Consider the following 14,723-nt stretch of genomic DNA (forward strand, 5'->3'; position numbering starts at 1 on the left):
ATGAAGCGACTCAGGATAGCAACCAAATCGATGCTTATACTTCTCTACTTGTAATTGAAGGTCTTGAGATTCATTGAAATTATTCCAGCTTAAACGATCGAGAAAACAGTAGCCATCAATGTAACTCACCGAAAGTTTCGTCCCGAACTCAAACTTCCCCTAGTTTTTATTACTTTTTCCTCTTTCAGCTTGCTGCTGAATTAATTTGGCAATCAAACCCGTCCAACCTGTTTGGTGAGATGCGCCAATTCCCGCACCATTGTCGCCATGAAAATATTCATGAAAGAGAATTAAATCTTGCCAATGAGGATCGTTTTGAAATTGTTCGATATTGCCATATAAAGGGCGTTTTGAGGAATTATTAGGTAAGAAAATTTGTGTCAGTCGGCGAGAAATTTCGTTGGCTACTTCCCATAAATTGAGCCAGTTACCAGAACCTGTAGGGCATTCGACTTTAAAATCATCTCCCAAGTAGTAATGGAATTTTTGCAAGGATTCGATTAATAAGTAATTTACAGGAAACCAAATAGGTCCTCGCCAATTAGAATTCCCCCCAAATAAGCCACTGGAAGACTCGGCTGGTTCGTAGTTTACCCTGTGGGCTTCACCATTAACATAAAAAGTATAGGGATGTCGATCGTGATATTTAGATAATGCCCGAATGCCATAATCGCTGAAAAATTCGTTTTCATCTAACAACTTGGCTAGAATTTGTCTCAGTCTATCGTTCGATTCAAAGCGATCTATAGTTGCGTAACATAGTGCTAGCATCCGTCTTGCACCTACCCCTTCGGACTCCATACAGGCGACATTTCGTTTAAGTTTGGGACGATTATTAATAAACCACTCTAGTCTTTGTTTAAAGTTAGGCAAACGTTGGAGTAAATCTGGTTCGAGGGTAGTTACGGCAAATAGGGGAATTAAACCGACCATTGATCGCACTTTTAGGCGCGCTCTACTGTCGTCGGGAAGATGCAGCACATCATAAAAGAAACCATCTTCCTTATCCCATAGTTGCGTGGCTTCATCGCCAATATGAGTCATAGCATCGGCAATATAGATAAAATGCTCGAAGAATTTAGTCGCCATGTCTTCATAGACGGGATTTTCTTTAGCTAATTCTAAGGCGATAGTTAGCATATTAAGGGAGTACATTGCCATCCAGCTAGTACCGTCAGCCTGTTCGATATATCCTCCTGTGGGCAGAGGAGAACTGCGATCGAATACTCCAATATTATCCAAACCGAGAAAACCCCCTTCAAAGACATTGTTTCCGCCCGCATCTTTACGATTTACCCACCAAGTAAAGTTGAGTAACAGTTTTTGAAAAACTCTTTCTAGAAAAATGCGATCGCCTTTTCCTGTCTGTTTTTCCTCAATTTTATATACTCGCCAAGTCGCCCAAGCATGAACGGGTGGGTTAACATCGCCAAACGCCCATTCATAGGCGGGAAGTTGCCCGTTGGGGTGCATATACCACTCGCGAGTCATGATATCTAGTTGTTCTTTAGCAAATTCTGGATCGACTAATGCCAAGGGTAAAGCATGAAAAGCTAGATCCCAAGCAGCGTACCAAGGATATTCCCATTTATCGGGCATCGAAATTATTTCCGCATTATCTAAATGCTTCCATTGATGGTTTCTCCCTTTTTTTCTAGCTTGTGGAGGGGGAGGATTATTCGGATCTCCTTGAAGCCATTCTTCAACGCAATAATAATAATATTGCTTACTCCAAAGCATTCCTGCAAATGCCTGTCGCTGGATGTTGCGTTCTGCTTGACTGAGATTAAACGGAGTTAGCTGCTGATAGAATTCGTCTGCTTCTTGTTTTCTGGCTTGTAAAACGCTGTCATGTTTTTGATCGAAAGGGTTCGACATATCTCTGATATCAGTTAGACGTAGTTTAATTACTTTGGTCTCTCCAGCCGCTAGGTTGAGTACATAATGGGGAGCGAACTTAGTTCCCGAATATTGAGAGAAATTGACCGCATCCTTATCACCATTAACTACATAATTGTTAATCCCATCTTTAACATAGGGAGAACTGTTTTCACTGTTAAATAAACGTTGGTAATTAGTTTCATTTTCGGTAAAAAGTAGCGGAGCATTATCTCGATCTCCTCGTCCAAGATCGCAATATAAATAATAGCTGTCTTTTCCTTCTAGTCTGGCTTCTATGATACTGAATCTCTGATTGCAATCGTAAACTTTCAAACGGGGTTTGACTGCATTTTCTTTCCATGACCAAGTATTGCGAAACCAAAGAGTAGGTAATATATGCAGAGGTTTAGTTTCTGTACCGCGATTGATAGCTGTGATTTGAATTACGATATCTTCGGGGGTATTTTTGGCATATTCCACAAAGATATCAAAATAATTATTATTGTCAAAAACACCAGTATCTAACAATTCATATTCCAACTCGTGACGCGATCGCTTTTGATTTTCTTGTTCTAATAATTGATATGGATAAGCAGCCTGGGGATACTTATACAAACATTTCATATAAGAGTGAGTGGGCGTACTATCGAGGTAAAAATAGTATTCCTTGACATCTTCTCCATGATTGCCCTGATTTCCCGTCAAACCAAACAATCTCTCCTTTAAAATTGGATCTTGGTCGTTCCACAGGGCGATCGCAAAACATAAATTCTGCTGGCTGTCACTAATTCCTGCAATTCCATCCTCTCCCCAACGATAAGCTTGAGATCTTGCGCGATCGTGAGTCAAAAAGTCCCAAGCTTCGCCATATTCACTGTAATCTTCTCTAACTGTTCCCCACTGTCTTTCACTGAGGTAAGGTCCCCAGTTTTTCCATTCTTTATGTTGTAAACGTTCCGATTCTTGAGACATGGTTTTGGTTGGTGGTTAGTGGTTATACCTTTTCTTTTTAAATTGACTACAGATGGTTTAGGAAGTAGGGGAGTAGGAATAGATTTATAGCGTCATTTTAGAAAATTGGTCTTAGTGGTTGGTGATGAGATCGTTACTTATTACTCATTACTTATTACTCATTACTTATTACTCATTACTTATTACTCACTACTCATTACTCATTACTTATTACTCATTACTCACTACTCATTACTCCTTCTTAAGAATTGTGATTTCAAACGGTTGCAGGGTTGCAGGTAGATCGATTATTTTTCCTGTTTCCAGAATATTTGATAGTAATACTTCCCAGTTTTCGGGTTCGATATATTCATCTACCGTGAATTCTTTTTCATAAGAGAAATTGATAATAATGAGAATTTTTTCGTCAGTAGTTTGGCGAGTATAAGCTAAATGTTCGTAGGGATAATGAATCAAAGTTTTCCAACTTCCATGACACAAAGCTGGACTATTTCTTTTGAGTTTAATTAGCTGGCGATAAAAGTTGATAATTGAATCTTTATCTGTTAATTCATCTGCTACATTTACTTCTTTATAGTTCTCATTTACGGGCAACCAGGGTTCGACATCTTTGCCAAAACTAAACCCCGCATTAACTGAGGTATCCCACTGCATGGGAGTTCTGCAACCATCTCGTGGGGGAGGTAATTCTCCTGTTTCGCTTTTTACGGTGGCGCGATCGCGCATTTTTTCTTCTGGGATCTCTACTAGATCGACCATGCCAATCTCCTGCCCATAATACATGATCGGAGTTCCTCTGACAGTTAATAGCAAAGTAGCAGCAGCTTTAGCGATCGCATCTGGATTAGTGCAGAGGCTACATTCAACCCAACGAGATAAATGTCGGGGAATATCGTGATTATCTAAAAAGTAAGTAGGACAAGCACCTTTAGGTGTTATTAGTTCTTTTTTCTCAATTTCTCTTTGTAGATAGCCAGGATACCAAGGACTAAAAGGAAATTCAAACGCAAAAGGTAAGTGTAACTCGTCATTATCAATACCATAGAAAATAATCGAATCATACAAGCGACTATCAATAAAAGTTTCGCCAATTAAAACCCGATCGTCGTACTCATCAACAATCTTTCTAATTTCTTTAATAATTTGATGATTTTCGGGTAAATTTTTATCGTATAAATGCTCCTGATTGTTGTAGTTATTTTTATCTGTCGTGCCAAATTTAATAGGATTGTAGCGATAATATTTATCTTTACTAAAAACACTAGAAGCATCCAATCTAAATCCATCAACTCCTTTGTCGAGCCAAAAACGAATCATGTCATAAATAGCTTTTCTAACTTCAGGATTTGCCCAATTAATATCAGGTTGATTTTCATTAAAAGCATGATAATAATACTGTTCCCGTGCCTCACAAAAAGTCCAGGCAGTACCGCCAAAATAAGATAACCAATTATTAGGAACTTCTCCATTTGGTTCGGGATCTTGCCAATGATACCAGTCACTTTTAGGATTATCTTTACTCGAACTAGATTCAATAAACCAACTATGTTGATTGGAAGTGTGATTAATAACTAAATCTAAGATAATTTTAATATTTCTTTTATGGGCTTCTTCTATTAAAGTTTCAAAGTCGGATAATGTACCAAAGATAGGACAAATTTCATAGTAATTACTGACATCATAACCATTATCAATCATTGGCGAATCATTAATCGGAGAAAGCCAGATCGCATCTATTCCTAATGAAGTCTCGCTATCAGGATTTCCATCATTCAAATAATCTAATTTCTGAATAATCCCTTGAAGATCTCCAGTGCCATCACCATTTCCATCAGCAAAAGTTAAAGGATATATTTGATAAATTACGCCACTTTGCCACCATTTTTGGGCATTATTTTTAATATTTATCGTCATAGACCGTAGCTCCTGATTACTATATTCTTTATTAAAGATTTTTCTGCTTTAGCCATAAAAATAGATACACATAAAAAAATATATTGATTTATTACTTATTACTTATTACTTATTACTTATTACTTATCATCAACCACCCTCGCAGCACTTCAGCCACCGTCCATGCTTGGGCAAATGCCCCTCTAGAAATAAACGGTCTATTCCCATCAAAAATTTCACTCAAGCTACCCACACAACCTCCCGTAAGATGGTTTTTCATTGGTTCGAGAAAAGACTTACAGATTTCTGGATCGCCATAGACTTTGAGATGGGCTTGAATAAAATGACCGATTAACCAACCCCAGACTGTACCCTGATGATAAGCACCATCTCTTTGTAGAGGATTTCCACCATAAATAGGAACATAGTCGGGATGTTCGGGAGAAAGCGATCGCAATCCGTGAGAAGTCAATAAATGTCGCGCAACAATATCCACTACCTGTTTTTGTTGTTGGTCATCCAGTAGGGGCGAATGCTGTAAAAGATCGACTGGCAAAGATACGGCAAAAATCTGATTGGGACGTAGAGAATTATCGTTGCCATCGGGAGTATCTAATACATCATAGCAATAGTTTAAATCCCCATTCCAAAAACGCTGAAAACCCTTTTTCGTATTAGCTGCCATGTCTAAATATTCCGTCTCCGCTTGACCCAAATCCTGAGCAAACTGCGACATAATAACCAAAGCGTTATACCATAGGGCATTGATCTCCACAGGCTTACCAATACGCGGGGTAACTACCCAATCCCCTACTTTGGCATCCATCCAGGTTAGTTGAACTCCCTCTTCTCCTGCATAAATCAAGCCATCATTATCAAGATGAATATTGTACCTAGTTCTCCGACGATGCCAGTCTATAATCTCGACTAAAGCAGGATATAACTCAATCAATAGCTGTTTATCTTGGGTATGGGCGTAATAATCGCGAATTGCTTCAAAATACCACAGACTAGCATCCACAGTATTATATTCTGGAATTTTACCGCGATCGGGAAATACATTGGGCAGCATTCCCTTGTCGATATATTTAGCAAAGGTTTGCAGAATAACCCTTGCCACTTCAAAACGACCAGTAGTCAAAGTCAATCCTGGTAAACTAATCATCGTATCCCTTCCCCAATCGCTAAACCAAGGATAACCAGCAATAATCGTTTTACCTTCGGGAACATCTGCCAAAGGGCGATCGACAATAAATTGGTCGGCGGCTAATACTAATTGTTCGATCCAACTGGGTACAGCATTTAGTTGATTTTGAGAATAAAAAAGATCGATTAACTCCCCGTCTCCCCGTCCCGTCTTCGCGGGATAATATCTCCCATTCTCCCCGTCTCCCCGTCTCCACCCCCCCCAATCTTCAGCACTAGCAACAATAATTACCGATTCTCCCAACTCAAGATCGACGCTGCAATTTCCCGCACATAAATGATCTTCAACATGATTCAAACCGCGATACTCTTCTACAGCTAAAGCAAAACCTTTGTACCATTCATGCTTAACTTGCCAAGGAATTATCTCTTTATCTTTTACTCCAGACAGATATAAGTTGGAAGTATTAGGAAATGCTTTAATTTCCAATCCGCGATCGCAATTGATTACTTCATAAAAAATATCTTTGCTATTAGTAGTAGAATGGCGATCGCGATAATTGACTAAAGCCTTAAGAGAAAGGGATAGAGGCAAACTACCCCGCAGCATTTTATATTGAATATAAGTAGTATTATCTCCTTGCTGCATCCAGACTCGCTTCTCAATTAAGGCATCGGCGCAAGCATATACCCAAACAGGTGTTGTCCCATCTAGATAAAAACTTTCGATATTTTTGTAACCTTGAGGATTAACGCTGCTATCTGCCCAACGATTGGTATGTAGAGGATAAGAATTACCATCATAAATAATAGTTTCATCCAGCTTAGTTAACATCAAAGTTATATCTACGGGCGGCTGAAGAGTTGCCAACAACATACCGTGATAGCTGCGAGTCAATAATCCCGATACCGTACCCGAAGCAAAACCACCAATCCCATTGGTTACTAACCATTCACGACTTTCTGCTGTTGCTAAATTACCGCAAATTTCTCGACCAAACCGTATATTCATTTTCTTTTATTCGCTAGGTATTTGTTTTTGAGTAGCAAGTAGATTCGAGATCCCGCATCCCAAAAGCGATTGTCTTGAATGTCAAGTAAAACTTTCTATGTGGTGCGATCGCAGAGTAGTGAGTAGTGAGTATTGAGTATTGAGTAGTGAGTATTGAGTAGTGAGTAGTAGCACCCCGACACCCTGTCTCACAAGGGTAGGTTTTTAACAAAGCAGTGAGTCAGCACTTTCATTACGTATTAAAAGAGCAAAAAATTGTGTCCAAATATACGATAATTGGCAAAATATTTCTCCCAGTCCCGTCAAGCGGGATAATATCTCTTAGTCTTCTTGTCCCCAAGTCCCGTCAAGCGGGATAATATCACCCAAAACAGTCAAATGTAAAAAGTCTACCCTTGTAAGGTGGCGAAAGCCCCGTCCGTTCTATGGCGGGGTAAGCTTACATCAAGCGCATCTAGACCTTAGTTTCTTCTAAAATCAACTTAGAACGCTTAACATCTTCGGGGATAGAAACGGGGTAGTCGCCAGTAAAGCAAGCAGAACAAAAATGATTGGTATTCTCTTGAGTTGCTTCTAACATACCTTCCCAAGTCAAATACGATAGAGTATCTACCTCAATTCTCGCTTCAATTTCTTCAACCGATTTAGTAGCAGCAATTAACTGGTCTTGATTGTCAGTATCAATACCGTAAAAACAAGGATGGGTTACGGGAGGAGAAGAAATTCTCATGTGAACTTCTGTTGCCCCCGCATCTCGGAGTGCTTTAACAATTTTCTTGCTGGTTGTTCCCCGTACAATAGAATCGTCAACAATAATAATTCTTTTACCCTGTAAAGCATCTTTGAGGGTATTTAACTTCATGCGAATGCCAGCTTCGCGCATACTTTGGGTAGGCTGAATAAAAGTACGACCTACATAACGATTTTTAATCAATCCTTCTCCGTAGGGAATACCAGATTCTCGGGAAAAACCGATCGCCGCAGGAATACCAGAGTCGGGTACGCCAATTACCAAATCTGCTTCTACTAAAGATTCCCTAGCTAGTTGTCTGCCCAAGCGAATGCGATAGTTATACAAAGTTTCGTCGTGCATAATGCTATCGGGACGAGCAAAATAGATCATTTCAAAGACGCAAAGCTTTTTCTCTACTTTTTCCGCCCATTTTACTGATTTTAATCCTGATTCGTCTATCCAAACCAATTCGCCAGGCAAAACATCTCGGATGTATTCCGCGCCAATAATATCTAAACCGCAGGTTTCTGAAGACAAAATATACCTGTCTTTTTCTCCTGATTCACCTTTTAAAATTCCAATTACCAAAGGGCGAATGCCGTTACGATCGCGCGCCCCAATCAAACCGTCAGGAGTAGCAATAGTTAAACTATAAGCCCCCGTACAGAGTTTGAAAGCACTAGTCGCTCCTTCAATCCAATCTTTCCCCTTCCCTACTTCATCGGCAATAGTTAAGGCAATCATTTCCGAATCAGTCGAAGTAATAAAATCAGCTTGACGATCGCTGAGATGTTTTCTCAATTCTACAGTATTAACCAAATTGCCATTATGAGCCAAAGCCAAAGTACCCAAACGAGTCTTTAAAACTACTGGTTGGGCGTTTTCTTTAAGACTCGAACCCGTTGTGGAGTAGCGGGTATGACCGACGGCGATTTCTCCAGGTAGCTGTTCGAGAATCTCTTCGTTAAATACTTGAGAGACTAAACCCATGTCTTTATGACAGTAGATTTCGCCATTTTTTAAAGTAGCTATCCCAGCCGACTCTTGCCCTCGATGTTGGAGGGCGTAAAGACCAAAATAAGTCAGTTTTGCTACTTCTAAGGCTCTTTCGGGAGCGTATACCCCAAAAACACCACAGGCTTCTTCTGGTTTATCAGGGCGATCTATAAGAAGATCCTCGGTGCGATTGGGGTATTTTTGTGGCATCATATTCTTGGCTTGCTCCTACCTTGCGGTAATAACTACGGAAATTACAGTAACCGCTTGGGTTTTATTATTGCTGTCCAATATCGAATTATTGATTAGGTCGCGATCGCGAATTAAACACATCTAAAACTAGATATATTCAACCAACAATCGCCCAGGGTAGCTTGACAAAACTAAGATTTCAATCTCGTTTCAATCGCCTGACTCCAGGTTTCTACTAGCTCCCCAATCTTAACATTAATTAACGAAAGATTATCATTGGTTAAAATTTTCAGTCCCGATCGAGCATCAGTCACCGTCCCTATTTTAAGCCAAGAATTCCCTAACTGTTCTTGTAAATAAGCTTCCCATTCATTTATGACACTGGGTTCGACGGATACCACGATCTGACTGGTGACTTCTCCGAACAACAGTTCGTCTAGTCTTTGGCTATCGGTAACAGGAATATCGATCGTCGCCCCCAAACTATTACCAATACAAGCTTCGGCTAGGGCTACAGCTAATCCTCCTTCGGCTAGATCGTGGGCAGATTCGATCCATCTTTGACGAATACCATGACGACATACAGCCTGGACTTCTTTCTCTAGTTCAAAATCCACTACAGGGGGTTTTCCTGCCACCGTATCGTGGACGGCTGCCAGATATTCCGAACCGCCTAAGGTAGGAGAACTACTACCTAAAAGATAGATAATATGCCCTTCTTTTGTCCAAGATTGCCCGCAAATTTTAGCAATATCGGGAACTAAACCCACCATGCCAATGACGGGAGTGGGATAAATCGGCTGAGGATTGCCATCAGAATCTAAGGTTTCGTTATAGAGAGAGACATTGCCTCCAGTTACGGGGGTTGACATTTCTCGGCAAGCATCGGCAACTCCCAAACAAGCATTAGCTAATTGCCAATAGCCAACGGGTTTTTCTGGACTACCAAAATTAAGATTATCTGTGACTGCGATCGGTTCAGCACCCACACAGCTTAGGTTGCGGGCTGCTTCTGCCACGGCTGCTTTTGCCCCTTCATAGGGATCTAAATAAACATAACGGGGATTACAGTCGGTGGTTGCTGCCACACCAGTAGTACAGTCTTCGGGTTTAGCATCGATGGGGCGTACCCTAATTACTGCTGCATCAGCCCCTCCAGGGAAAAGAACGGTATTGTTTTGTACCTGATGGTCGTATTGATTGTAAATCCATTTTTTAGAAGCAATGGTAGGAGTATCTAAAAGCTGTAAGAGGATTTCATTCCAGGTTTTATAAGTACCCTTGACATCTATGCCTTGATAGTCACAGCCAGGTAAATTGTCTGCCGTCCATTGGGCTGCTTTTTTAGCATAGGCTGGTGGTTCTTTTAGTAGTTCTCGTTTATAGATAGGAGTGTCGTCGGCTAAAGCAGTGGCGGTAACTTCTGCTGCTATTTTTCCTTGATATAAAATCCTCACTACTGGTTCTTCAATTACCGAACCTGCTACTACTGCCTGAAGTTCCCATTTGTGGAAGATATCGATCAGTTCTTGTTCTCTGCCCTTTTCTGCTACAAACAGCATTCTTTCTTGAGATTCGGACAAGAGATATTCATAGGGAGTCATTCCTGTCTCTCTGGCAGGTATTTTATCTAAATCTAGTTCGATACCCACTCCTCCTTTATCTGCCATCTCGGAAGTAGAACAAGTCAGCCCAGCCGCCCCCATGTCTTGGGCTGCTACTACTGCCCCAGTTTTAAACGCTTCTAAACAAGCTTCTACTAGGGATTTTTCTAAAAAAGGATCGCCCACCTGTACCGCAGGGCGGTCGTCCATGGAATCGTCAGTCAGTTCGGAACTAGCAAAACTAGCCCCTCCCATGCCATCTCTCCCCGTAGTCGAACCCACATACAAGACGGGGTTACCAATACCAGACGCGCCAGATTTGACGATTTCTTCAGTTTCCATTAAACCCAAAGCCATCGCATTAACCAAAGGATTGCCCGTATAGGCGCGATCGAAATATACTTCTCCTGCTACTGTAGGTACGCCAATGCAATTGCCGTAATGGGAGATACCTTCTACTACTCCCTGAAAAATGCGTTTGGTACGGGCATCTTCTAAGTTACCAAAGCGTAGAGAATTGAGAATTGCAATGGGACGCGCCCCCATAGTGAAAATATCTCTTAAAATCCCTCCTACTCCTGTTGCTGCCCCTTGAAAAGGTTCTACTGCTGAAGGGTGATTGTGAGATTCAATTTTAAACGCCAAGCGCAAACCATTACCCAAATCTACTACCCCTGCATTTTCTCCAGGGCCTACTAAAACTCTTTTTCCCGTTGTTGGAAATTGACTTAATAAAGGACGAGAATTTTTATAACAACAATGTTCCGACCACATTACCCCAAACATTCCTAATTCTGCTTTGTTGGGATGGCGACCTAAACGATTGACAATTTCTTGGTATTCTTCTGGCTTAATACCTTCAGCTGCGATTTCTGCGGTACTAAAAGGAGTAGACCCAATTTCAGACATAAGTAACTAGAAATTAATATACAGCGTTAATTGTATCGAGTTCTTGAGTAGATCGATGATGTTTTTTTGGGGGGTTAGATTACCACGGTTTTATTTTGGCGATTGACGGGTTATTAGCAAGCCAATTCAGCCCGATCTTCTCGGGAGCGAAAAATAATAAAATTAAAAAATTATTAAACTTATAAAGTCTTTGGTATTTATAGGTTTGAAAGCATCATCAGAAAAGATCTAATTATAAATATTTAACCAACCAAACTAAAAGTTACATTTAATGAGAAAATGAAAAATAATCTATAGATAAATAATTTGACAGTAATTATATTGGTTGCCTTTAAATAAATATTTTTATTAAATGCAAAATATAATATTTTAAATTCTTCAAATGCTTTTATCTTCTATAGTAAAAGACATTTTTATCCAAATATCTATATGACATTTTACTGGTTAGAGTACTAGTAAACCCAAAGGTAATCATATCAGACCTTTGGGGATTTGAAAGTCATAATTGTACATTTAGAACTTTTTTTGGGGAACAATAACTATATATTCTTTGGAGGGTGAGATTAATTATGAAAAATAACCAATTTATCGACTTAAAGCATCGGGATCTACCAAGTAATCTATATCTTTATCCCAGACCAAAGTATTATGATTTTTCCTATAAACATCCTTTTCCTTCTCAGAAAAGCATCGACGAATTATTACAAGAAGGATACGTAGGAGTAGATCGAAAACTAGCAGATGATAATGCTTTTGCTGCTGTAGCTTATAAATTTAAGAATCAAATTAAATGGACGATTAGCAATCAGTTGAGCGATCGAGTATGGTTGATGACTACTGATAAAAAAGCCTTAAGAAAGTTATCAGATTTCATGCTAGAAAAGTTTAACTGGTGTCCGATGATTCATTCGAGTCAGCCCCAAGAAGCTTTTATTTTTACACCCAAAAACGATACAGAAAAAGCTGCCATAGAAGCTACCATATCGGGAGAATATGGCTGGCAAGGATCTTTATACTCTTTAGAATTATATGAATATCAAGAGAATGAAGCAGGATTTATTTTCACCACTAAACCGTTAGATTCTCCCGAACAAGAATGGTTATTAGTGAAGCTTAATTTTAAAGACTATACTGGTTCTTGGAGTCATCACGATGGGACTTTCGAGCAGGTTTATTATATTTGGAAGGAAAATATTCAACTGTCAGAACCAAACTATCATCCTTCTTCCGATGAAATTCTCGACGCAATCCAAGAATAAAATTATTGCAGTTAGAGCAGTGAAGGGAGTGAGGGCAATTTTAAACTAATAACTAATAACTAACTTAAATAAGTAGAATTGCTCAAAGTATTGAGATAATTTTGTACGAGTTTTTCGACTTCTTCTGAAGTCATAGTCCGATTTTGTAGAGCTATGGCAGTGCGATCGCGAATAGTTGCTAGTAGTTCTGGGGCATCGTATCGGACGTAACCTAAAACCTCTTGAATGGTATCTCCAGAGATAATGGTTTCAACTCGATCGCCTTGGCTATCTATTTCAATATGCACCACATTGGTATCTCCAAACAGGTTGTGTAGGTTGCCCATAATTTCTTGATAAGCACCTACCAAAAACATTCCTAAGTAGTAGGGTCGAGCATTATCTAGAGGATGTAATTCTAATAAAGATTTAGCTGTTTTAGCATTGATAAAACGGTCTATTTTACCATCGCTATCACAAGTAATATCGGCTAAAGTGGCGGGAATTGTTGGTCGTTCTTCGAGACGGTGAATGGGCATAATGGGAAATAGTTGATCGATCGCCCAAGCATCGGGTGCGGATTGAAAGATGGAAAGGTTGACATAGTAAATCGGTGCCATAGTTTGGGCTAAATTTTCTAAGTCGTCGGGAATGCGATCGCGATTATTAATTATGGCAGCAATTTTTTGACAGCAAGCCCAATATAGTTCTTCTGTCTTTGCTCTTTGGGCTAAAGTTAAATAGCCAAAATTAAACAAACTCAAAGCTTCTTGTTTGAACTGGATGGCATCGTGATAGCTTTCTTGGAAATTAGTCTCATCGATCGCTTGATAGGTTTGCCAAAAGTTTTCCATCACAAGAGGTGCATTTTCCTCTGGAGGAGAAACATCGGGGTTAGGAATATTACTCGTCCCCAAAACATCAAAAATTAGTACCGATTGATGGGCGGCGATCGCTCTACCACTTTCACTAATCAAAGTTGGTTCTTTCACTCTTCCTTGCTGGCAGGCATCTTTAACTTGAGCCACAATATCGTTGGCATAGTTCTGCATATTGTAGTTTTTAGAAGGGGGACAATTGGTTTTTGAACCGTCATAATCTACAGCTAAACCGCCTCCTACATTAAGATATTGCAGATTTACTCCCAACTTGACTAGTTGCACGTAGATCTGGCTGGCTTCGCGAATAGCGTTTTTAATCGCACCAATGGCAGAAATTTGCGAACCAATATGAAAATGTAATAGCTGCAAGGAATCTAATCGAGCGACATTTTCTAAACTTCTGACTACCTGTAAAATTTCCCCCACCGTCAAACCAAATTTAGCGCGATCGCCTGTAGAAGTTCCCCATCTACCGACACCTTTGCTATCTAGTTTGGCACGCACTCCTAATATGGGTGCAATGTTTAATTCTCTACTGATGGCTAAAATTAAATCTAATTCTTGGGGCTGTTCGATAACGATAATCGACTTCTGACCTAGCTTGCTTGCCAATAAAGCCGTTTCTATATATTGCCGATCTTTATAGCCGTTACAAATAAGTAAAGGTTGGCGATCGCCCTCCGCTGCCAGACTTGCCAAAGCAATAATTAATTCTGGTTTTGAACCTACTTCCAAGCCAAAGTCATAAGATTTACCATGTTTAACTACAGCTTCAATCAGATGACGATTTTGATTGCATTTAATGGGAAAGACTCCCCGATATTTTCCTTGATAGCCGTAACGAGCGATCGCTCGATCCATACAGTTTTGCAATCTTGTCATGCGATCCGCCAAAATATCGGGAAATCTAATTAAGAGAGGAAGATTAATCTGACGGGCTTTGAGAGATTCCACCAATTCCAGTAAATCCCAACTATCTCCCCCTACTCCCTGAGGAGAGACGGTTAAGTTGCCCCGCGAGTTAATTTTAAAATAGGGTTCTCCCCAACCTTCGAGGTTATATAATTTGGCACTATCGGCGATCGTCCACCAAGAATCTCGATCGCCCTTTAGAGAAGATTGTACTATTACATTTTGTGGTTGGGAGTTAGATTGAAATTGGCTGTTGACCATCAAGCAATTGACGTAGCGATTTTTTGGTTAGCTAGACAATATTAGCAAATTACCAAGATTAAGAATGAGCAGTCAGTCATTACTTATTTGCTC

General features: G+C 39.9%; 7 protein-coding genes and 1 pseudogene. 1 reads left to right on the forward strand and 7 read right to left on the reverse strand.

Annotated elements, in window-relative coordinates:
• The 6 genes and pseudogenes from AC33VI_RS18190 to purL form a co-directional block, all read right to left on the reverse strand.
• Nucleotides 1-150, reverse strand: a pseudogene (locus tag AC33VI_RS18190) (IS5/IS1182 family transposase); the annotation flags it as partial.
• A gap of 9 nt (nucleotides 151-159) precedes the next feature.
• Nucleotides 160-2,853, reverse strand: a complete 2,694-nt coding sequence (locus AC33VI_RS18195; RefSeq protein ID WP_491783678.1) for an MGH1-like glycoside hydrolase domain-containing protein — start codon at nucleotides 2,851-2,853, stop codon at nucleotides 160-162.
• A gap of 231 nt (nucleotides 2,854-3,084) precedes the next feature.
• Nucleotides 3,085-4,767, reverse strand: a complete 1,683-nt coding sequence (locus AC33VI_RS18200) for a glycoside hydrolase family 13 protein (protein WP_491783679.1) — start codon at nucleotides 4,765-4,767, stop codon at nucleotides 3,085-3,087.
• A 112-nt stretch (nucleotides 4,768-4,879) separates the two neighbouring features.
• Entirely contained in the window at nucleotides 4,880-6,904 is a 2,025-nt protein-coding gene (locus AC33VI_RS18205) for an amylo-alpha-1,6-glucosidase (protein WP_491783680.1), read from the reverse strand.
• A 454-nt stretch (nucleotides 6,905-7,358) separates the two neighbouring features.
• Nucleotides 7,359-8,846, reverse strand: a complete 1,488-nt coding sequence (gene purF, locus AC33VI_RS18210; RefSeq protein WP_491783681.1) for an amidophosphoribosyltransferase — start codon at nucleotides 8,844-8,846, stop codon at nucleotides 7,359-7,361.
• A 170-nt stretch (nucleotides 8,847-9,016) separates the two neighbouring features.
• Nucleotides 9,017-11,338: a phosphoribosylformylglycinamidine synthase subunit PurL gene (gene purL, locus AC33VI_RS18215; RefSeq protein ID WP_491783682.1), complete on the reverse strand. Its 2,322-nt coding sequence runs from the start codon at nucleotides 11,336-11,338 to the stop codon at nucleotides 9,017-9,019.
• A 569-nt stretch (nucleotides 11,339-11,907) separates the two neighbouring features.
• Between purL and AC33VI_RS18220 the strand changes: the two genes are divergently transcribed.
• Nucleotides 11,908-12,597, forward strand: coding sequence for a hypothetical protein (locus AC33VI_RS18220; protein ID WP_491783683.1), 690 nt, complete (start codon nucleotides 11,908-11,910; stop codon nucleotides 12,595-12,597).
• A 59-nt stretch (nucleotides 12,598-12,656) separates the two neighbouring features.
• On the opposite strand, the gene speA is transcribed toward AC33VI_RS18220, so the two are convergent.
• Nucleotides 12,657-14,630: a biosynthetic arginine decarboxylase gene (speA, locus tag AC33VI_RS18225; protein WP_491783684.1), complete on the reverse strand. Its 1,974-nt coding sequence runs from the start codon at nucleotides 14,628-14,630 to the stop codon at nucleotides 12,657-12,659.
• Between the last annotated feature and the right edge of the window lie 93 nt (nucleotides 14,631-14,723).

This window comes from Waterburya sp., assembly GCF_058530065.1.